General features: G+C 45.2%; 21 protein-coding genes and 1 pseudogene. 16 read left to right on the top strand and 6 right to left on the bottom strand.

Going from position 1 to position 20,097, the window contains the following annotated elements:
* Window positions 1–312, top strand: a pseudogene (locus tag H569_RS0115955) (transposase); the annotation flags it as partial.
* A 268-nt stretch (window positions 313–580) separates the two neighbouring features.
* Entirely contained in the window at window positions 581–1,267 is a 687-nt protein-coding gene (locus H569_RS0115950; protein WP_027365817.1) for a response regulator transcription factor, read from the top strand.
* Between the two features lie 53 nt (window positions 1,268–1,320).
* Here the strand turns inward: H569_RS0115950 and H569_RS0115945 are convergent, their stop codons facing one another.
* From H569_RS0115945 to H569_RS0115930, 4 genes are all read right to left on the bottom strand, one after another.
* Complete coding sequence (locus H569_RS0115945) at window positions 1,321–1,950, bottom strand: flavodoxin family protein (RefSeq protein ID WP_027365816.1); 630 nt, start codon at window positions 1,948–1,950, stop codon at window positions 1,321–1,323.
* A 125-nt stretch (window positions 1,951–2,075) separates the two neighbouring features.
* Window positions 2,076–2,297 (bottom strand): hypothetical protein, encoded by a 222-nt coding sequence (locus H569_RS0115940; RefSeq protein WP_034630998.1) that lies wholly within the window; start codon window positions 2,295–2,297, stop codon window positions 2,076–2,078.
* A gap of 13 nt (window positions 2,298–2,310) precedes the next feature.
* Window positions 2,311–3,534, bottom strand: a complete 1,224-nt coding sequence (locus H569_RS0115935) for a Ger(x)C family spore germination protein (RefSeq protein WP_027365814.1) — start codon at window positions 3,532–3,534, stop codon at window positions 2,311–2,313.
* Window positions 3,535–3,593: 59 nt separating this feature from the next.
* On the bottom strand, window positions 3,594–5,216 hold the full coding sequence (locus H569_RS0115930) for a spore germination protein (RefSeq protein WP_027365813.1): 1,623 nt from the start codon (window positions 5,214–5,216) through the stop codon (window positions 3,594–3,596).
* 434 nt (window positions 5,217–5,650) lie between these two features.
* On the opposite strand from H569_RS0115930, the gene H569_RS20655 reads away from it, so the two are divergent.
* From H569_RS20655 to H569_RS0115905, 5 genes are read left to right on the top strand one after another with little or no spacing between them, the layout of a single operon-like run.
* On the top strand, window positions 5,651–6,742 hold the full coding sequence (locus H569_RS20655) for a hydrogenase small subunit (protein WP_051273708.1): 1,092 nt from the start codon (window positions 5,651–5,653) through the stop codon (window positions 6,740–6,742).
* A gap of 6 nt (window positions 6,743–6,748) precedes the next feature.
* On the top strand, window positions 6,749–8,161 hold the full coding sequence (locus H569_RS0115920; protein WP_027365812.1) for a nickel-dependent hydrogenase large subunit: 1,413 nt from the start codon (window positions 6,749–6,751) through the stop codon (window positions 8,159–8,161).
* An 18-nt stretch (window positions 8,162–8,179) separates the two neighbouring features.
* The gene (locus H569_RS0115915; RefSeq protein WP_051273707.1) at window positions 8,180–8,800 is read left to right on the top strand and encodes a cytochrome b/b6 domain-containing protein; all 621 of its coding nucleotides are present in this window, start codon (window positions 8,180–8,182) and stop codon (window positions 8,798–8,800) included.
* Between the two features lie 25 nt (window positions 8,801–8,825).
* Entirely contained in the window at window positions 8,826–9,293 is a 468-nt protein-coding gene (locus tag H569_RS0115910) for a hydrogenase maturation protease (protein ID WP_027365810.1), read from the top strand.
* 15 nt (window positions 9,294–9,308) lie between these two features.
* Window positions 9,309–9,761: a demethoxyubiquinone hydroxylase family protein gene (locus tag H569_RS0115905; protein ID WP_027365809.1), complete on the top strand. Its 453-nt coding sequence runs from the start codon at window positions 9,309–9,311 to the stop codon at window positions 9,759–9,761.
* Between the two features lie 132 nt (window positions 9,762–9,893).
* On the opposite strand, the gene H569_RS0115900 is transcribed toward H569_RS0115905, so the two are convergent.
* Entirely contained in the window at window positions 9,894–11,279 is a 1,386-nt protein-coding gene (locus H569_RS0115900) for an FMN-binding glutamate synthase family protein (RefSeq protein WP_051273706.1), read from the bottom strand.
* A 145-nt stretch (window positions 11,280–11,424) separates the two neighbouring features.
* On the opposite strand from H569_RS0115900, the gene crcB reads away from it, so the two are divergent.
* Window positions 11,425–11,793, top strand: a complete 369-nt coding sequence (gene crcB / locus H569_RS0115895) for a fluoride efflux transporter CrcB (RefSeq protein ID WP_027365807.1) — start codon at window positions 11,425–11,427, stop codon at window positions 11,791–11,793.
* A 28-nt stretch (window positions 11,794–11,821) separates the two neighbouring features.
* Here the strand turns inward: crcB and H569_RS0115890 are convergent, their stop codons facing one another.
* A complete protein-coding gene (locus tag H569_RS0115890; protein ID WP_027365806.1) occupies window positions 11,822–12,262 on the bottom strand; it encodes a universal stress protein in 441 nt (146 codons plus the stop codon).
* A 281-nt stretch (window positions 12,263–12,543) separates the two neighbouring features.
* On the opposite strand from H569_RS0115890, the gene H569_RS0115885 reads away from it, so the two are divergent.
* The 8 genes from H569_RS0115885 to H569_RS0115850 all read left to right on the top strand — a co-directional run bounded on the left by H569_RS0115885 (window position 12,544) and on the right by H569_RS0115850 (window position 19,987).
* Window positions 12,544–13,239: a tRNA (adenine(22)-N(1))-methyltransferase gene (locus H569_RS0115885; protein ID WP_027365805.1), complete on the top strand. Its 696-nt coding sequence runs from the start codon at window positions 12,544–12,546 to the stop codon at window positions 13,237–13,239.
* On the top strand, window positions 13,230–14,348 hold the full coding sequence (locus H569_RS0115880) for a Nif3-like dinuclear metal center hexameric protein (protein ID WP_027365804.1): 1,119 nt from the start codon (window positions 13,230–13,232) through the stop codon (window positions 14,346–14,348). The genes H569_RS0115885 and H569_RS0115880 overlap by 10 nt, the downstream gene beginning before the upstream one ends.
* A 28-nt stretch (window positions 14,349–14,376) precedes the next feature.
* The gene (locus H569_RS0115875) at window positions 14,377–15,267 is read left to right on the top strand and encodes an MBL fold metallo-hydrolase (RefSeq protein WP_027365803.1); all 891 of its coding nucleotides are present in this window, start codon (window positions 14,377–14,379) and stop codon (window positions 15,265–15,267) included.
* Window positions 15,268–15,289: 22 nt separating this feature from the next.
* Window positions 15,290–15,736, top strand: a complete 447-nt coding sequence (locus H569_RS20650; RefSeq protein ID WP_051273705.1) for a class I SAM-dependent methyltransferase — start codon at window positions 15,290–15,292, stop codon at window positions 15,734–15,736.
* 200 nt (window positions 15,737–15,936) lie between these two features.
* Window positions 15,937–16,995, top strand: a complete 1,059-nt coding sequence (locus tag H569_RS0115865; RefSeq protein WP_027365802.1) for a uroporphyrinogen decarboxylase/cobalamine-independent methonine synthase family protein — start codon at window positions 15,937–15,939, stop codon at window positions 16,993–16,995.
* 116 nt (window positions 16,996–17,111) lie between these two features.
* Window positions 17,112–17,729 carry an NUDIX hydrolase gene (locus H569_RS0115860; RefSeq protein WP_027365801.1) on the top strand — a complete coding sequence of 206 codons (618 nt, stop codon included), beginning with the start codon at window positions 17,112–17,114 and terminating at the stop codon, window positions 17,727–17,729.
* A 428-nt stretch (window positions 17,730–18,157) separates the two neighbouring features.
* The gene (locus H569_RS0115855) at window positions 18,158–19,405 is read left to right on the top strand and encodes an HD-GYP domain-containing protein (protein WP_027365800.1); all 1,248 of its coding nucleotides are present in this window, start codon (window positions 18,158–18,160) and stop codon (window positions 19,403–19,405) included.
* 3 nt (window positions 19,406–19,408) lie between these two features.
* Window positions 19,409–19,987 (top strand): DUF5317 domain-containing protein, encoded by a 579-nt coding sequence (locus H569_RS0115850; RefSeq protein ID WP_027365799.1) that lies wholly within the window; start codon window positions 19,409–19,411, stop codon window positions 19,985–19,987.
* The last annotated feature ends 110 nt before the right edge of the window (window positions 19,988–20,097 follow it).

The following is a 20,097-nucleotide window of genomic DNA, read 5'->3' as shown; positions in this document are numbered from 1 at the left end:
AGCCAGATCACAGAAGAGCTGTGCGGCAACGAATTCTCCAAGTCCACCGTTTCCGACTTGTGCAAGAAACTCGACCCGCTGGTAAGTGCCTGGAATAACCGTGACCTGCGCAAAATACAATATCCGTTCGTATTGGTGGATGCTTTGGTACTAAAAGTAAGGGAGAATGGCCGCGTTCGCTCCCGGAGCGTTATGATCGCCATCGGAATAAACACCGAAGGATACCGGGAAATTTTAGGCCTTATGCCTGGCGATAGCGAATCCGAGGCCAGCTGGAGCGAATTCTTTTCTTGGCTTAAAAACCGTAACCTTCCATTTTATGGTGGTTTGCCGGTTCGAGCCCGTCATCGCCCACCAAAAAATAAGAAGGTCTGGTTAAACAGGCCTTCTTATTTTTTTGAATTCCTTGCAAGGGCTGTGTATTAAGTTGCAACAAAAAAAGGGATATTTTTTGTTTGTTGCGAAATATAAAGTAAGGGCATAAGTTATTATAATTTTAACCCTCCATATTAACACAGGGAACCTCACGGTAACCCTTGGTGAGAATTGCAACCCTTTAATTGCGGAGGAGAGATATACGATGGGATATAAAATCTTGGCTGTTGATGATGACCCCAAGGTGCTAAAGATATTAAACCATACCCTGACCCGGGAGGGTTTTCTGGTATCCTGCGCCTCAAACGGCTTTGAAGCACTGGAATTGGCCAGGGAGAATAAGCCGGACCTGGTTTTGCTGGATGTAATGATGCCGGGCATGGATGGTTTTGAAACACTGCGCAAGCTTAAAGAATTTTTGGATGTGCCGGTAATCATACTGTCTGCCCGTGGCGACGAAATTGACAGGGTGGTAGGTTTTCGCATGGGGGTTGATGATTACCAGGTCAAACCTTTTAGCCCGATGGAGCTATCATTACGCGTAAAAGCTGTTTTAAGAAGGAGCACACCACCTGGAATTAAAGATAAGAAAGTTTTAAAGTACGGCCAAATGACAATCGATTACAATAAACGGGTGGTACAAAACGGTGAAAGAACAATAACCCTTACGCCAAAAGAATTTGAATTATTATGGCTGATGGCTTCCCACCCTAACCAGGTATTTACAAAATCCCACTTGTTGGAAATTATTTGGGAAAGTACATACGAAGGTGACGAGAATACAGTTAATGTTCATATCCGCAGGCTGCGTGAAAAAATCGAGGATATCCCTTCAAAGCCAGTTTACATAAAAACGGTGTGGGGTACCGGCTATAAATTTGAATACCAGTAACATGTTACCGGTATTGGCAATAAAGGACAGGCTTGTAGGGCCTGTCCAGTAAATTAAGTAGTTTTTTTCAGGCTTTTAATTGCCGCAACCATGTTTCTGCCCAGCTGTTTTGCCGCCATTACTGCGCCCTCGTCTTCCATCACACTTCTGCGCCAGACGACTTTACCTTCCTTGATGTCAGCCATTAAAGACCCGGCTACTCCGGAGGTCATAATCGGCCCTTCCTGGTTACGGGAATCAATTACATGCAATCCTTGCGCGGCCAAGAAAAATTCCATAATTCGCAGTGTCGCTTCCTGACCGCCGTTTCTCAGGCCGGCGTTGGTTACGGCGCCGCCCACTTTCCCCGCCAGCATGTTGCCAACCATATGCAGGTAGCGGGTACGATCCATAAAATTTTTCATCAGGGTGCTGACATTGGCCCAGTAAACAGGTGAACCCAAAATAATGCCGTCGGCTTCCAGCAGTTTACCCCCCAGCACGGCCATATCGTCGTCGGCAATGGAACACTGGGGTTTGCCCAGGCATTTATTGCAAGAAAGGCATAATTTGATAGTATAATCTGAAAGTTCCAGTAACTCGGTGGATGCCCCTAGCGCCGCCGCTTCTTCCAGGGCTAGGTTAAGCAGAGCCGCCGTGTTTTTACCTTTACGGTGGCTTCCGTTAATAGCCAGTATCTTCACATAGATAACCTCCTTTAGTTGACTCATTAATCTTTTTATATGATATCATAATATACCTGCGGCAGAAAAGCACAGCATAATTTTAGTTCTTTAACTTGCCGCGCAAGAAAGCAACCGCCTCACCTCTATTGTTTCATCCATTCAGCAAAAGGTTTGAAGAGAGTGACTATTAAATCGTTGGGGCTGGGCACTTGCATGCCAAGCGCCTGAGGGATGCTTATTATCATTCCGATTAACAGCAAAACCGAAAAAACAACAAGTTCCCGCCACATTTTTTTTTGTACTAAAGAAGGCGCCTGCAGCCAAATAATGATGGAAAAGGCGAATAATACACCAATTATTGCCATATTAGCACCCCGCTTATTTCTTTATGGAAAGCCTGTTGGTTGTTAACCCTGTTTTACTGATTTTCGCTTCAACTTGAATGCTGACTCCGGCTTCGGAAAAAATTTCATTCCACCGATTTCTCATTGCGGGCCAGTCTTTTTTGTATTTTCGATGAAAAGCCTGGCCAAAGGAAAAGATATCGACGCCGTAAGTATGCTGAGCTTTATCCAGGGCGTTTCTGGTTTTTTGTTCAATTTCTTTAGCCACTCTTTGCTCTATTTCCCGGTAGTTTTTGCTTTCTGTTAGTTTTTCTGAAGATTGCTGCTCTAATAAATCACCTTCCATTTTAATTTTGACATCAAACCAGACGTTGTTCCCGTCATAAAAAGGCTCAACTTTTGTTTTGGCCCCGGTGACACGGACGGAAATATGTTTACCTGGATCCTTTAAAGAGTTTATAGTTATTTCTCCTTGCTCCATCTTGTTTCTGAGCCAAAGGAGCCCTCTTGTTTCCATCAGGTTAAGCCATCCTGCCAGCTTGTCGTCTTTAAACACACCTGTTCCAGTGACAGTAACTTCGGCGTGGGTTTGGGTCGCCTTTTGGTTATCCCCGTCTGCTTCCGGAATGTTTTCCTGCATGCCGGGTCCCTGCGGGTTGCCGGAAGGAGTAAGCTCAATTCGGGGCAGGACGGGGTTGGTCCCGTAACTGGCCAACATCATGCTAAGATCTTTTAACTTTACCGGAAATCCCGCTCCCGACCTGGCCATATTTCCCACGCTCTGGGCAGAGGTGCTTTCCAGCTGCGAGTGGCTGTTGATAACATCAGACGCCTTTCCCCTGGCTACAAAGACCCAGGTGGTTTCCCGAAATTCGGGAGAGCGGCTGAAGAAATTAATTGCCTGGCGTAAGCCTTGGGCCGCCAGTTGTTCGCCAAATACCAAAATTACAGCATGACTCCAGTATAGCTTGCGTGAAACCTTGGTTTCCAGGTACCTTGCGGCATCCATTACTGTTTCGCCTGTTTGTGAAATAACCCAGATGTTGTTTTCCTGAAAACCTGACGATTTCTTTGTCCCGCCGCTGAAGGACTTTGGCCTGGCAATCTGGACAGTTAGCAATATGTTGCCGCCCGGGGCGCGGTCCACTCCGGCAGCCAATACAATGGTCAGTTCATTTAGTTCTTTACGGCTCCAGCACCCCCCCAGAGGCAGGGCAAGGCATATAGCTAAACACAGGCCGATTATTTTTTTGATCACCGGGTTGATCCCCTCCCTTGCTGATTTCACCTTGCGACAACTGCAGTTACACCGCTTTATTAGCTTTGGGGCCGGGGTGGTTCCGGTTCCATTCCCGCTGCTTCTCGCATAGTGTTGTTTTGGGCAATAAGATGAGGGCGTTTACGCATCGCCCACCAGGGTGCCCGTACCAGCGAATCCTTTAGATCTTCCGTAACCACCGGGGCAACAGGGTCAAGGTAAGGAACCCCGAAAGAGCGAATGCTGGCCATGTGCACCACAATTAAAATAACGCCCGAGATTAACCCGAACAGGCCAAGGGATGCAGCCAGAAACATCAGCGGAAACCTGAGGAGGCGGAAGGTTATGCTGCCGCTGTAATAGGTTGTAAATGAAGCCATGGCGGTAAGGGCAACGACGATGATGGTGGCTCCGGCCACCAGCCCCGCCTCAACCGCGGCCTGGCCGATAATCAACGCGGCCACGATGCTTACCGCCTGCCCCACTGGCCTGGGCAACCTGATCCCCGATTCCCGGATAATTTCAAAGGCGATTTCCATGAACAGCGCCTCCGCAAAAACTGGAAACGGCACTGCTTCCCGCTGGGCTGCAATGCTGAGCAGCAGGGGAGTGGGCAGCATCTCCTGGTGAAAGGAAACGATTGCCACATAAAGTGATGGTAAGGTTAAAGCGATTACCAGGCTGGCCAGGCGCAAAAGCCTGACCGCAGCTGTAAAAAAGTAATTTTCGTAATAATCATCCGGTGATTGGATGGATTCAATAAAGAAAAATGGCATTGTGAGCGCTACCGGAGTGCCGTCCACGATTACGGCCACGCGGCCTTCCAGTAAATTAGCAGCTACTCGGTCAGGCCGGTCGGTATGATTAATGGTGGGGAAAACGGAAAACGGTTCATCACGGATTAATTCCTCAATGTAGCCCGATTCCAGGATACCGTCGATTTTAATTCGGGATAATCTTTTTTTAACTTCCTGAACCAGTTTTTCGTTGACAATGCCTTTAATATATAGAACGGCTATATGTGTTCCGGTTACTTCTCCCAACACCATAGATTCTACCTTTAAATCAGGAGTTATTATTCTGCGCCTGATCATGGCGGTATTGACACGCAGCGTTTCCACAAACGATTCCCTGGGTCCCCTGACTACTATTTCAGTTTTGGAGTCTTCAATGGCGCGAGTTGGCCAGCCTTTGCTGCTGTTGATCAGTGCAGTGGCGTGGCCATCCACCAGCAAAACGGTATCCCCGTAAAGCACAGCGTTTAAGATTTCGTCTAAACTGCTGCTTTCCTTAACCTGCTGGGTACAAAGTCCTCTCGTTTTAATAAAATTAAAAGCATTTGCCCTGGTTATTTCGCTGCCTTCCGTGGCCATTGGCACTTCCAGTGCCAGCGTTTTCATTATCTGCTCACCCACCAGGTTTTTATCGACCATCCCGTCGGTATAGATCAGGGCCAGCTTGATCTGTTCTTTTTGGGCGAAGATGAATTCCCGGGTTACCACATCACTGCAGTTTTTAAATATATTTCTAAGAGTTTTAAGGTTAACTTCTATGCTGCTGCTCAGCAGCCTGTTAATTGAGTTTTGCTGTTCAGGAGCTTTTTGCTGTGCCGTGGAGTTCTGTTCTTGTTGATTTTTAGTTCTTGTGCGCGCAGGGCGTCTTGTGCGCTTAAAGAAAACCATTTCTTATGCCCCCGAAAATTAATATAAGTTTTATTGTGTGCAGATGGTGGCTATTTATGTAATATTTTCATGTTAGACCTTCATGCCACTAGCGTGGCACCAGCAGATAATGAAAAAGTATGGCAGAGGGCTGGTGGCTCCCCGCAAGCGATATACGAAAGCGCCGGTGACAGCACACGGCAAAGCCCCGTAATCGAAACCGGACGAGCGGGCGTGATGCCCGCGAGAGCCCGAACTGAGCCAGGACGACGAATTGAGGGCGGTCCGGTTTCGCAAGGGGCGAGCCGTTGGTGCTGCCGGCGCTGGAGTTCTGAGCGCAGCGGGGAACACCGGACCTCAGGTAAAAGTTTTTTTGGATAGTATTCAAGTTTGATAATCTGTTTAATTGTACATATTTATTTGGCCTGGGGGAAAGCTGTTTTGGGGTGTTGATTATGCGTAACTTAAAACAGATTTGTTGGCCCGGGGCCGGTGGGGACTTATCGAAAGAGAAAAAGCGTCTCCCTTTAATCTGGTTGGGAACAAACACCTGTGACGGGGACAGCATTTCTTTTCTAAATTCTGCAGACCCTAATTTTATGGAGATTGTAACCGTATTGTTTGATTTTCGTTATTTGCATTTTGTAATGGCCGCCCAGGGGGATATGTCCACCAGTGTGTTGGATGATACACTGGCCCAAGACCCGGGGAATTTTATCCTGGTTGTGGAAGGTACAGTTCCTACCAGAAACAATGGTTTGTATTGCGTTATTGGGACCCGCGGCGGAAAGCCTCTAACGGCATTGGAAGCGGTTCAGGAATTTGGTGCGGCAGCCCGTTGCGTGGTGGCGGCAGGCACCTGCGCTGCTTTTGGAGGACCATATGCGGCCCACCCCAACCCCTCAGAAAGCAAGCCGGTCTCTGAAGTGTTGGACCGGGCAGTAATCAATGTGCCAGGGTGCCCGGTTCACCCGGCCTGGATTGCCGGCACTCTGATCCACCTGGCCTGGTACGGTGAGCCGGAGCTTGATGATTTTCACCGTCCCCTGATCTTTTACGGTGAAACTATACATAACATGTGCCAGCGGAGACATTATTTCGACAGCGGCATATTCGCGGCCCAGCCGGGAGACCCCTGGTGCACCTATAGGATAGGCTGCAAAGGGCCGGTAACTTTTGCCGACTGCCCCAGCCGGCAGTGGAACAGTGAGCATGTCAGCTGGCCTGTCAAAGCCGGAACGCCTTGTATCGGCTGTGTCAACCCGGGGTTTCCCGAGCGGGATATGCCGTTTTTCAAGCACCTGCCGGATGTTAATTTGCCCGGGGTAACCGTTAACGCCAACCGTATCGGCGCAATTGCCGCAACAGTAACAGCTTTGGGAATAGGGGGGCATTTTACGGCCGGGGTGTTAAAGGGGAGAATGTCCAAAAAAATTAGAAAGGCGCTGCATCCCCCGGGAACCGGCTTTGAGCTTTTAGAGACAACTCCCGCCGCAGAATTATTGTCACGGATTAGAAAAGCTCTTTTGGATAAAACAAAGGAATGATTATATATGAAAAAGATAGTAATTAATCCTGTTACCCGGGCAAATAGCCCCTTTGTGGTTGAAGTTACAGTCTCTAATGGCAGGGTAGTTGGGGCCAGGTGCAAATGTGAAATTTTCCGCGGTTTCGAAATAATTTTGAGGGGCAGGGATCCCAGGGACGCCAGTTATTTGACCGAACGAGTCTGCGGCATTTGTTCCTCCGCCCACGGTACCGCTGCTGCCTATGCCCTGGAAGATGCTACCGGCATCAGGCCTCCCCGCAACGGCAATGTGCTGCGCAATTTAATATTTGGCGCCGACCTGCTGCAAAACCACATCAGGCATTTCTACCTGCTTGGTTTGCCTGATTATCTGCGGGGGCCTGATTTGCCGCCTTTTGTTCCCTGCTATAAGCGGGACATGCGGCTCTCCGACAGGGTTAATCAAGAAATGCTGAACAATTATTACGAGGCTTTTGAAATGGCAAGGCTGGCCCATGAACTGGTGGCACTGCTGGGAGCCAAGGCGCCGTTTCCCCATGGTATTTTGGCAGGGGGGAGCACAGTTGCGCCATCTGCCGACGTGGTAATGGAATTTAAGTTTAAACTGCAAAAAATCAATAATTTTATTAATAACAAAATGGCTCCGGACGCTGACAGGCTGGCGGAGGCATATGCCGATTGTTACGAAATCGGCCGGCGAAAAGCTGATATGCTGGTCTTCGGAATGTTTCCAAAAGACGAGCAGGATCTGGAAAGATATTTCCCCTTTGGCTATGTCCAGGATGGCAAGGTTCAAAACGTTAAAATTGATGCGATTAAGGAAGACATCAGTAATTCCTGGTACGCCGGAAAGAAGAGACTGCAAGATCCGGCCGTAGATTGCACCGAGCCGGACCGGGATAAAGACGGGGCTTATTCCTGGGTAAAAGCTCCCCGTTATAACGGAAGGGCGGTTGAAGGAGGGCCTTTGGCCAGGCTCTGGGTCACCGGGGATTACCGCAGGGGTGTTTCCGCAATGGACCGGATAATGGCCAGGGTGAAGGAGACGTGCATAGTCGGCAGTTTGATGGATAGCTGGCTGGAAGAGCTGCGCCCCGGTGAACCGGTGTATAATTCATTTAAGCTGCCTGATCAAGCTGTGGGAATAGGCCTTACCGGAGCCATGCGGGGCCCGCTGGGGCACTGGCTAAGAATTGAAAAAGGCAGGATTGCCCATTATCAAATCATTACCCCTACTTCGTGGAACATGTCACCGCGGGATGCCCAAGGTCAACCCGGTCCTATGGAAGAGGCACTGCTTGACACTCCCGTGGCGGATGAGAGCGAGCCTGTTGAAATAAGCAGGGTTATTCGCTCCTTTGACCCGTGTGCCTCCTGCTCCACCCATGTGATAGTTCCGGGCCGGCCAGTGAAAGAATTTATTGTATCCACGATATGAAAACGCGGGGGAATGATGATGAGATTCAGAAATAATTTACTGGGCATTAGAATAAAAGGGGTCAAAACATTCAGGCACAACCGGCCGTTAAGAGTGATGCACTGGGTTTTGGCACCTGCAGCTCTTTCCCTGATGGCCAGCGGGTTATATATCAATAAACCCTATCGAAATTTCCTTTTTAAAAACATGAATGACGCCCGAAAAACACATTTTATGGCCCAATATTTTTTTGGCCTATACTTTCTTGCCAGGGGCTATTATGCTATCAAGACACGCGGTTATCGAAAACTGTTTCCCAATTCCGGTGATATCGCCAGTTTGCCCAAATTTTCTTTATATGAATTATATCTTAACAAAAAACAGCCCAAATATCCCAAATATAACCCTTTACAAAAACTGCTGTTTATTTTTTTTGCTGTATTATTCCCATTACAGATTGTTACAGGTTCTGCTCTTTATTCAACGGGGAGGTTGCAGTTTCTGAGTCGTCCTTTTGGAGGGTTGGGCAATACCAGGACGGTTCATTACCTTGGCGCTGTTGGTCTAATGAGCCTGGTGGCTGGACACATGTATTTCGCTCTAACTGAGAGCTTTAGTAAATTAAAATCAATTTTTAACGGTTATTTTACGCCCAAGTAATTTTATGTGTCATTAAAGGGATGCTATGTTAAAAGTATTAATTTTAGGCCTGGGCAATCCGCTGCTTAAGGATGACGGTATTGGCCCGCGGGTAATCAGAGCTATAAAGTCGGGAGAATTACCGCCAGATGTTTGTGCCGTAGAGGCAGGGGGGTCGTGTTTTGCCTACTGGGATTTGTTGCTTCAATGCCGGCACGTTATTGTCATAGACAGTTTACTTGGGGGTGGACCTCCCGGCAGTGTGTATATACTAAAGCCTGAAAATTTGCAAATAATAAAACATAGCCAAATGCTGCATGAACTGCATTTTCTGGATGTTTTGAAAATGGCTTATTTTTACGGGGCCAAGCCTGAAGTAACTATTATCGGGGTAGAGCCGGAGGATATAACTTTTTCCCTTCACCTATCCCGGGTAGTTGAAAGTAAAGTTAGCTATATTTTGTCAGTTATCAAGGAAAAAATAGAAGACTTACTGCCGGCAGGCAGTTACTAAAAGCGAGATGCTAAAATGAACCAAAAGGAATTAATAGCCAGGCTTAACTGGTTTTATAGTTTAGAAATAAACCAGGTTGACCTTTACAAGGCGCAGAGCAATGCTGTTGAGGACGATATCTACCTGGCCAAAACCTTGTCTAGAGTTGCCGTTATTGAGCAGCAGCATGTGGATAATATGGCAGAGGCGATAAAAATGCTGGGGGTTGAGCCGATTAAACTGGGCGATGTTATCTCCCCGCTGGTTGGCAAGACAGCAGGGATGATAACGGGGCTGGCAGGTCCCAAATTGATGCTTAAAGCCAATATAACCTTGGAAGAAAAAGCGATGCGGGACTATAAAGACCTGATTATCAGGATTGGTAATATTGAACATCTTTTCAACGTGCTTTGGGACAACTTAATTGATGAAGATCTACATACGGCCTGGTTCGCCAATAAACTGAAGGAACTCGAGTCGCATAGCTGACCAATTAGGGGACATACCTTCGACCTCAAAGGCACGACCCCAAAGAGAAGGTGTGTCCCCTTTCCTTTACAATCGGGGACATACCTTCGACCTCAAAGGCACGACCCCAAAGAGAAGGTGTGTCCCCTTTCCTTAATACGCCAGCTTAATATTTGCTATTTTTGCCGTAGATTCGTCCAGGGCGAAAAGATCATTTTTGTCAACCGCATTAAGTGCTGTTTTGCCAAGCGCCATTGTAGCCAGCTTCATTTCCGCCACCGAGGAAAGCAGATAGCTTGCCAGGTTGCGGGCGCCCTTGTCCACATCCAGTTTATCCTTGTCTTTTCCATCCGCAAACACAACCTGAACCGGGGGCTCAAAGGGAAGGGATTTAAAAACCTGGGTATGAGCCATCGCCCACAGGGCAATTGTTCCTATGGCGACGGCATCCGCGCCCAAAGCCATTGCTTTAAGATAATCACCCGGGGTTTTTAACCCGCCACTGATGATTAAACTTATTCTGTCTCTAACTTGCTGCTGCTCAAGAAAACGTGCAGCCCGGCAAACAGCAAAAATTGTTGGTAGTCCGCAATCGTCTTCCAAAATCGGAGCCGCCCCCGAGCTCCCCCCCTGAGCGCCGTCCACGGTAATAAAATCAGCTCCTGCTTCAATGATATGGGCCATATCTTGCTCCAAATCATTACCCGCAGCTATTTTAACCCCAATTGGCACTCCATCTGTGGTCTCTCTTAACCTATTTACTAGATTGCCAAGCTCACGGGGCGAATTAATCTCAGGCATCCTGCTGTGAACAACGGCATTTTCTCCGGGTGACAGTCCCAGCAGCCTGATTAATTTCTTATCCAAATCCTTCCGGTGAAATTTTTCACCTGTGCCTGCCGTGGCGCCCTGTCCCAGTTGAATTTCAATCAGGTCAGCCTTTTTTAATGTTTCCGGGCCTTTGGACCAATTGCCACGGTTGTACTGCAAAATCAAATGTTTGGCGGCAGCTCTTTCTTCAGGCAGAAAAGGTCCGTAGCCTGTATTGGTTGCAGTTCCGGCCATAGATGCGCCTTTGGCCAGCGCAACCTTGGCTTTATCGCTGAGCGCTAAACCATAGGCCATGCCGGATATCAGTATGGGTATATCCAATGTAACCGGGCGATTAGCGAGTTTGCCCAGAACCACTGAGCTGTCAATTTCTTTTTCCAAAACGGTAGGAAGAGTGCTTAACTGGTCAACATTAAACATAATGCTGCTGAAATCGGGAAATTTTTTAGGCCCGCCAAAAGGCCGGGAAATTTTTCTCCCCAGTTCTGACCTGATGTTGGTTTCCACAATTACCTGGGGGGTAATCCGCGCTCCCGCCGAAAAAGCTTCCCAAAGATTTTCATTATAAGGTTCGGTCATGAAACGGGTCGTAATAAACTTGGTAACCTGCCCGGTCAAAGACCTGCCCAGCAGAACTGCGCCGGCAGTTCCCAACCCGGCGCCGAGAATTATAGCAGTCAGTTTGTTATTTTTTTTACTGCGTGACATTGGCTTCTCCATGATTGTTTGGTGTACAACTTACAGTATTGTCCCTAAAAGCTATAATATACACATTATTGCAGGTGACGAACATATATGCTTTATAATCTGTTATAATAATACAAATGGGCACGGCTTGCTGCGGAGGGTGAAAATGATTGATGTTGTGGCTGTAGGGATAGGGGGATTTGCAGGAGCGGTCAGCCGTTACTTAATCGGCAGGCTGGCATCAAAAATTTGGCAAGGCGATTTCCCGGCCGGCACTTTTATGGTTAACCTGACAGGTAGCTTTGCTCTGGGGGTTTTGGCCGGACATCCCCACCTGTTCTCTGCATTTCCGGACGGTGGTTTACGAGTTGCGCTGGGGATAGGCTTTATGGGTTCCTTCACTACTTTTTCCACTTTCATGTACGAAACCTTAACGCTGGCAAGGCGGGGAAAGCAGCTACTGGGAGCTTTATACGTTTTTTCCAGCATTGTATTGGGTTTGCTACTGGCATGGCTGGCAATTTATACAATTTAAAAACCCCTTCCACATGAAGAAGGGGTTTTTAAATTAAGCAAACAGTCCCGCTGGGTACGGTTTCTGGTTTATGCTTAAACCACAGCCAGCTTTTTCCTTCATTATGGCAGTATTTTGACGGGCTGACAATGAAAATCTTATCGTAGTGGTTTGCTTTGCTCATTTCCATGATTTTTTCGTCCTGGTCGCGGCTGGTTATAATAATTCTGGGGTCCAGTTCTGAATTTTTGAAGATGGGCATGATTTGTTCATCCAGCACTTTATTTCTTAGCCTGTCGGCAACCATTTTATATTCCCAGTCGGGCATCCAGAAACAAAGCCCTGGCACATCCGGATACATTTGGTTGCAAGGAGGATTAACATACAAAACATCAAGCTGGCAATCCTCGCATTTTGATAACCATAAAGCTTTTCTAATCGCTGGCAATGAGTACTCGGCTCCGTTTACCACCAATAACATCCTTTTCATTAATAATCACCTCCGGATACATTCGTTTATCGGCTGTTGTTTGATACCATGTTATACCTGAAGTTTCTAATATTCAATTGATCTCAGTTATTTTAACTTTTTTAAACTGTTTCCGGTTTATCCGGCATGTCGAAATTTTCACTTGAAAGATAAGGCTTAAAAATGTAGTTTAAGGATGGAAAATGACCGTTTAATCGTCTTGTACTTAGTGATACTAGTGCGTATAGCGGGTTTAGCGGCAACTTATTACCCAGGATCAGTTTGGAGAAAGGTGAGTCTAAATGGTTGGATTATCCAAGCGCCTTGCTGCGGTGGCCAGGCATATTCCCAGTGGTTCAGTGGTTGCGGATATCGGAACGGATCATGCTTTTTTGCCGGTATATTTAATCCAAACAGGTAAGGCAAAAAAGGTTTTGGCCGGTGAAGTTACCCCCGGGCCCTACCATACAGCGCGGGAAACCGTTCGTTCTTTTAAGCTTGAACAGCAAATTGATGTGCGTATTGGTAATGGACTAGCAATAATGCAGCCGGGTGAAGCTGATGTGGCGGTTTTAGCGGGGATGGGCGGCAGAACTATAATAAGTATATTAATAGCCGGCAGTGAGGTGCTGGAAGCCATCAAGCGTTTAATAATCCAGCCAATGCGGGATGTTACCGTGGTGCGCCGCTGGCTGGTTGAGAATGGCTGGTGCTTGGCGGATGAAGAAATGGTATATGAAGACGGGCATTATTATGTAATTATTACAGCCGAAAAGGGTAATGAAAAGATTGTTGATGAATTTATACTTAATGTTGGGCCGCGCTTGTTAGAGAAAAAAGATAACATCCTGGTAGACTATCTAAAAAAACGTTTCGCCAACATTGATGTGGTTTTGAAGAGACTTGATGATGCAAAAAGTGATGAAGCCAGGTTGCGGGCCAGCTTGCTTATAAAAGAAAAAGAAAAAATACGGGAGGTGCTGGAACTATGTCAATAATTGCCGGGGATATTGCCCGGGTGTTGGAACAAATTGCTCCCTCCAAAATGGCGGAGAAATGGGACAATTGCGGATGGCAGGTAGGGGATCCAGAAGCTGCTGTTAAAAAGGCCATGTTGGCTCTTGACGTAACCCGGGAGGTTGTCAGCGAGGCAGAAGCAACTGGAGTGCAAATGATTATAAGTCATCATCCGTTGTTTTTAAAAGGCGTTAAGACCATCAGGCGCGACAGCCAGGCAGGCGGCCTGGCATACAGATTGATTAATGCCGGAATTGGTGTCTACTCTGTTCACACCAGTCTGGACAGTGCACCGGGCGGTGTAAATGACATATTGGCCCGGGCTTTGGAATTAAAGGAAATTGAGGTGTTGCATCCGGTAGAATTTGACCGGTTGTTAAAGCTGGTTGTTTTTGTTCCAGCTGAATACGCGGGCAAAGTGCGAGAAGCCCTGGGCGGTTCCGGCGCAGGCTGGATAGGGAAATACAGCCATTGTACCTTTAATACAATAGGAACGGGCACGTTTCTACCAATGGAGGGCTCTAATCCGTTTATCGGGACGGAAGGTCGGTTGGAGCAGGTTGAAGAAGTTCGTATTGAGACTGTAATAAGAAAATCCGATCTGGGGCAAGTGCTCAAAGCTATGTTTGAAGCCCATCCTTACGAGGAAGTTGCATACGACCTGTACCCTTTGGAGAATGCTGTTTATGCACAGGGCTTGGGTCGAGTCGGCTTGTTGCCCGAGGCGCTGACTTTGAAAGCTTTGGCTCAGAAGGTGAAAAGTGTATTAAATACCGGAACCGTTAGGATAGGCGGCAGCGGAAGCGAGCCAATCCAAAAAATTGCTGTTTGTGGCGGTTCCGGCGCTGACCTGTGGCCACTGGCACGGCAAAAAGGAGCCAGGGTGCTGGTTACTGGTGACGTTCGATACCACGCGGCTCGAGATATGCTGGAAGCCGGAATGAGTTTTATAGATGCCGGGCATTTTGCCACGGAAAAGTTAGCACTGTCTGCATTAAAGAAAAACCTGGCGCAAGCGCTGGAAAAAGCCGGCTTGGAGGTTGAAATAATTGTTGCCGCGTCCGAAGCAGAACCCTGGGAACATGTATGAATATAAATAGTGCTGGCAGGTGAAAAACATGCATTTAACTGATAATATCGTTGTCCTTGGAGACAGGCACTTTCCCATCTATCTTTTGGGGGCTGACCGCGCTGTAATTTTAGAAGGTGGAGTCAGCTCGGTAGTACCTTTAATTAAAAGGCAAGTTGAACAGCTAAAAAAACCTATAAAAATTGATTATACTGTTATAATGCATGCGCATTTTGATCATATCTGTGGAATTCCGGGTTTGAGGAAATTATTTCCTGAAATGAAGGTGGCAGCCACAGAGGAGTCCGCCAAAATTTTGCAGCGTCCTAAAATTGTAGCTAATTTTTTTAAAGAGGACGCGGCCTTGCTGGAGGCGCAAGGGGACGGGCAAAATCCTTCAGATACAATGCCGGAGCTTCCGCCGGAAACAATTAAGGTCGATCGAATAATTAAAGATGGAGAGCAATGGCAACTTGATGGAAAGAATATTAATTTTTATCAAGCCCCGGGGCACAGCTACTGCAGTATAATGGCCTATATTCCCGAGGATCAAGTCTTATTTTGTTCGGACTCGACAGGTTTTCCAATAGATGATAAAAGAATTTTTCCCATCTATTTCACCGGCTATAAGGATTACCTGGCAACAATAGAAAAGATGAAGAGCTTTCCCATTAGTATATTGGCCTGCGCGCACGAACGGATTATTCACGGGGAAAAACTAGTTAAGGAATACCTCAGCCTGGCAATTTCTGAGGCGGAAAAGGTAATGTCCTGTGTTGTTGGTGCATGGCGGCGGGGTGAAGATCAAAAAACCATTTCCAGCGTGCTTTTCAATAAATTTTATACCGGTAATCTTAAAATATATTCAGAACAGAACATTAAAATGTGCTGTGATTTACTGGCTATAAGATCGCTTCAGGCGGCCGGAATTCAATTATAATTATCCCGGTACTGTAAGAGGGATGAAAACGTGGAGTGACGAATACACGGCCGCCGGTGCCAGTCCCAGGGTGCTTGACATCGGTACGGGAACAGGCAATCTGGCCGGATCGTTTGCCGAAAGAGAGGCAGTGGTTACGGGGGTAGATATTTCCTCCGGTATGTTGAGCCAGGCTAGGAAGAGATATGGCTCCAAGATTACTTTTATCCAGGCCGACGCCCTTTCGCTGGGCGGACTCTGTGATAACAGTTTCGATATAGTTACGGCTGGTTTCGTGCTGCACGAAATGCCCTCGGATTACCGGGTAAAAGTGCTGTTGGAAATGAAAAGACTTGCCAACCGGTTTGTTGTTGTGGTGGATTACATTCCCAACTGGAACCCGGTTGTAGCTGCAGTGGAAAAAATTGAAGGAAGCTATTATCACCAGTTTTTAAACGAGATTACCGGCCAACTGCGAAAGTTATCATAAGGTTAAAATCAACCATTTTATGGGGCTGTACTTATGCAGTATATAGAAAGAGAACTTTCTGAAGTTAAGTTGTTATTGCTGAATTTGCTTGCTGTGTGACTAAAATCACAGCAGTTTTGGGTTTGCTGTCACAGATAGCAGGTTGTTTCTGGTATTAGAATGAAAGCAATAGCAGGAAAAACTTTTTTGGGGGTAGTGCAATGAATAAACTGCCGGGAAATTGTTTAACTACTGCAATGGGAATTTTACCGCACGATAATATAGATGCAGCTTTAAAAGTCGCACTTTCGGTGGATATACCATTTTGGCCGCAAATTCCCAGGTATAGCTTTTATGAGGATATGTATGTTCAGGTGAGTGAAAACTTTCCTGGAATACACCTGGATGAGAAAAAGAAAAAACTATGGCTTGATACAGGCGACTTTTATGAGGAACTGATTGATTATGCAGTGAAAAGTGAAAATGAAGATACATTTATACTGTCTAAAAAATATTCAGCTGCCTTTAATGCTTTTTTGAAAATTAACTTGGACGGCTATAAGCTAATCAGGGGCCAGAACATCGGGCCGCTAAGTTTCGGTCTTAAAATAACGGATGAAAATATGAAGCCAATTATCTACAATGATGAAATTCGCTCATTTTTATTTGATTTTATCGCCCGTAAGATTAACGCCCAGTACAGGCAGTTGCTGCAAGTCCATCCAAGGCCCTTTGTATGGGTTGATGAGCCGGGCCTGGAAATACTTTTCGGTTCATTTACCGGTTACTCCAGCGGTCTGGCAAAAAAAGATTTTGCTGCATTTTTGGAGACCATTGAAGGCCCGCGGGGGGTGCATTTGTGCGGCAATCCCGATTGGTCTTTTCTGCTTAGCGGTCTGGATTTGGATGTATTATCTGTCGATATTTACGGCAACGGGCATATTTTCACCAGATATGTAGATGAAATCAAAGCCTTTTTAAAAAGAGGGGCAATAATATCCTGGGGTATTGTACCTACACTTACTGAAGAACTTGATGCCGAGGGAGTGGATGCTTTAACGGCCAGGTTGGAGGAGTACTGGAGTTATCTGTCCGGTAAGGGAATACCAATGGAGATGATTCTAGACAGGGCCTGGCTGGCGCCGGCCCGGTGCTGCCTGGTGAATATGGATGGGGCAGTCACAGTAGAAAGGGCTTTTACAGTAGTCCGCCAGGTTGCTGATAGCTTAAAGGACAAATATGGCATTTGTCAAACCCATAACATAAAATATTTAATGTAAAATTTTTTAGTGCAAGCGCCATAACGCAAGTTTTACGTTCCAATTTCTAATTTATTATTTATATGGAAGGTTTGGGACGGGCTGTTAAAGAATAAGTATGTCTGGTGATATATTTTATGAGAGAGCTTATTAATAAGCTTAATTCACGCAAACCCGATTTAATGGGCAGGGAAAACTATTTCTTATCTGCTGTTCTAATACCTTTGGTTAATAGGGCTGGAGATTTAGAGATACTATTTGAGGTTAGGTCCAGCGAACTGGCCAGACAGCCGGGGGAAATATGTTTTCCGGGCGGCAGGGTGGAGAAAAACGAAATAAACCGGCCGGAACTTGCTGCAGTGAGGGAGGCCGCAGAAGAGCTGGGTCTGCCTAAAAAAGACATCAAAGTGTTAACACCACTGGATTTTTTGGTTACCCCGATGGGTCCTGTTGTTTACCCCTTCGTAGGTGAAATACTTTCACCAGACAGTATATCCCCCAACCAGGAGGAGGTGGAAAGGGTTTTTACCGTACCGGTGTCTTTTTTGCTAAATAACCCTCCCAAAGTCAGCAAAACCTACGTGGCCACCCGGTATGGTGAAGATTTTCCGCTGGACCGGGTACCGGAAGTATACCGGGGGGGCTGGAAAAAAAGGTGGTCCTTCCCGACTTATATTTATGAATACCAGGAGTATTTTATTTGGGGAATGACAGCAACAATTCTCCATCATTTTATCAGCATGATTAAAGATTAACCCCTGCACAGTGCAGGGGTTAATCTTTAATCATTTTTATTTAATTTCTCCCTTAAACATATTTCCTCATGATCTTAAAAATGTCAACTATAATAAAAAACTTTTTAAATAATCAAAAAATTCAACATAAATAGGTTTTTACACTGTGAAATTGTTAAAATAAAAAAGATAAAAAATTTAGAGCAAATGGGTTTGTAAACAAACGAGGAAAAAAGGTTAAAAGCATGGAATATGTCGATATAAAAATTGTTTTAATGGTAAATAATGGCTTGATTGTTTGATACCAGGGTGGTATAATTACCTAAACTTTCATTATCTCAAATTTTCATGTATTTGTGTAGTAGTTTTGGAGAATTTGCCACCCAGATTGATGTTTTTTTGACAGAATATCTTTTCGCAACAAAAGTATAGCTGGGAGGCAATGCATCTTGAACAAGCAAAAATTTTTATTTAACTTTTACTATCTGTTAGTGTCCATTTTGGGTGGATTAATTTTTATCTATTCGTTGTTAAAGGTTAACCTTGATTTTCTATATCTTTACCCGTTATGGATTGTGCTATTTGTTGCCTTCGAAATGCGTCCTGTTTCATTGGATGTTAAGGGGCAAGTTACGCTTGGATTCGCGCTAAACTTAGCTATATTAATGATATATGGCACGTGGAGTAGTATTATCGTTACAGGTATAGGAAGCTCAATGGCCGATATTATCGGAAAGCGTGGCTGGCAAAAAGTCATCTTTAATAGTTCTCAATATTCAATAAGTCTATTGATTGCAGGTATGGTATATTCAAAACTTAGTCCAGTAACTGAAGAGATATTTTCAATTAGTCAACATATTATACCGTTTGTTTTTACAGCTATTGCATTTGTTGTAATTAATTTTCTTTTGGTAGCTGTTATTGTATCCCTATCTTTTGAAATAGCTTTATTAGACGTTATTAAAATGGACCTGGGAATGATGGTATTATTTCTGACTTCGTTAGCGCCTTTAAGTTTGTTATTGGTAATTTTATATACTAGTGAGCCATTTAGTGTAATACTTATCGTGCCTCCTTTGGCTTTAGCCCATAAAGGATTTGAGAATTACCTAAAACTTCGCAAGCAAACCCGTGCAACTATTGAGCATCTTGCTGATATTGTAGACAGGCGTGATAAGTATACATCTATGCATTCTACCAGGGTTGCAGTTTATGCAGAGCGAATTGCCAAAGAAATGGGTCTTTCTTATGAGCAAGTTGAAAACGTATCGATGGCAGGAAAAGTGCATGACCTGGGTAAGATTGGGGTTAGGGATAGCATTTTGCTAAAACCAAAAGCGCTTATAGATTCTGAAGTTGAAGAAATGAAAAAACATACAGAAATTGGATACTATATGTTGCAACCATTGGAAATGTATAAAGATGTACTGGCGTATGTTTTGTTTCACCACGAAAGAATGGATGGGAAAGGTTATCCCCGAGGTTTAAAGTATAATTCAATCCCGCTGGGCGCTCGTATCTTGGCCGTAGCTGATAGTTTTGATGCTATGACTAGCGATAGGTTGTACAGAAAGGCGATGAGTGAAGAACAGGCCATGAAGGAATTAATGAATAATAAAGGCACTCAATTTGATCCACAGGTGGTGGAAGCTTTTATTAAGTCTTGGAAGAAGGAAAAAAAACACCGGGAGAGGTAACTTGTGTTTTTTCTTATAATTCTAGTTCTGGTTGCTTTGATAGTATTATTGCTTGGAGGAAAACTTAAAAACTTAACCTACATTAGGTTTAAATTTGCCTGGTTAGCATTATTGGCAATTACGGTAAAAATTGTAAGTATAGCAGGTTTTTTTGATGATTATGGGTTATCTTATCTAATACCTGTTCTGCGTGCCGCTTCTATGATACTAATACTAGCTTTTATTGGTTTTAATATTAATTTACGTGGCATGCCTTTAGTTCTAATAGGGTTATTGTCAAATGCGCTGGTAATTTGGGCTAACGGAGGTAAAATGCCAGTTAGTGAAAATTACGCTAGATTGGCTTTTTCAGCTAAGGAAATAACAGAATTGGCAGCAGGAAATAACATTGATAGTTTTGTTTTGGCTAATTCTAATACTAAGCTAAATTTTTTGGGTGATGTTCTGCCAATGCCTGAATGGATACCATTAACGAAATTATTTAGCATTGGCGATATTCTGGTTGCAATTGGTGCCGCTATTTTTATTGTTTATTATTTAAAGTTTAACCATAAAACATATTTAAGTTATAAGAAGTTATGATAAGGAGAAAGGAATATGCGTCGTTGGTTTCCCGTACTGGTAATAGCGGCCTTCATCCTGAGCAGCATAGCAGGCTGCAAGTGGTAAAAATACAAGATAACCCCTGTTTA

The sequence above is a fragment of the Desulfotruncus alcoholivorax DSM 16058 genome (genome assembly GCF_000430885.1).
In the GTDB taxonomy this organism is placed as follows: Bacteria; Bacillota; Desulfotomaculia; order Desulfotomaculales; family Desulfallaceae; genus Desulfotruncus; species Desulfotruncus alcoholivorax.
This window is presented reverse-complemented; position numbering and strand designations above follow the sequence as displayed.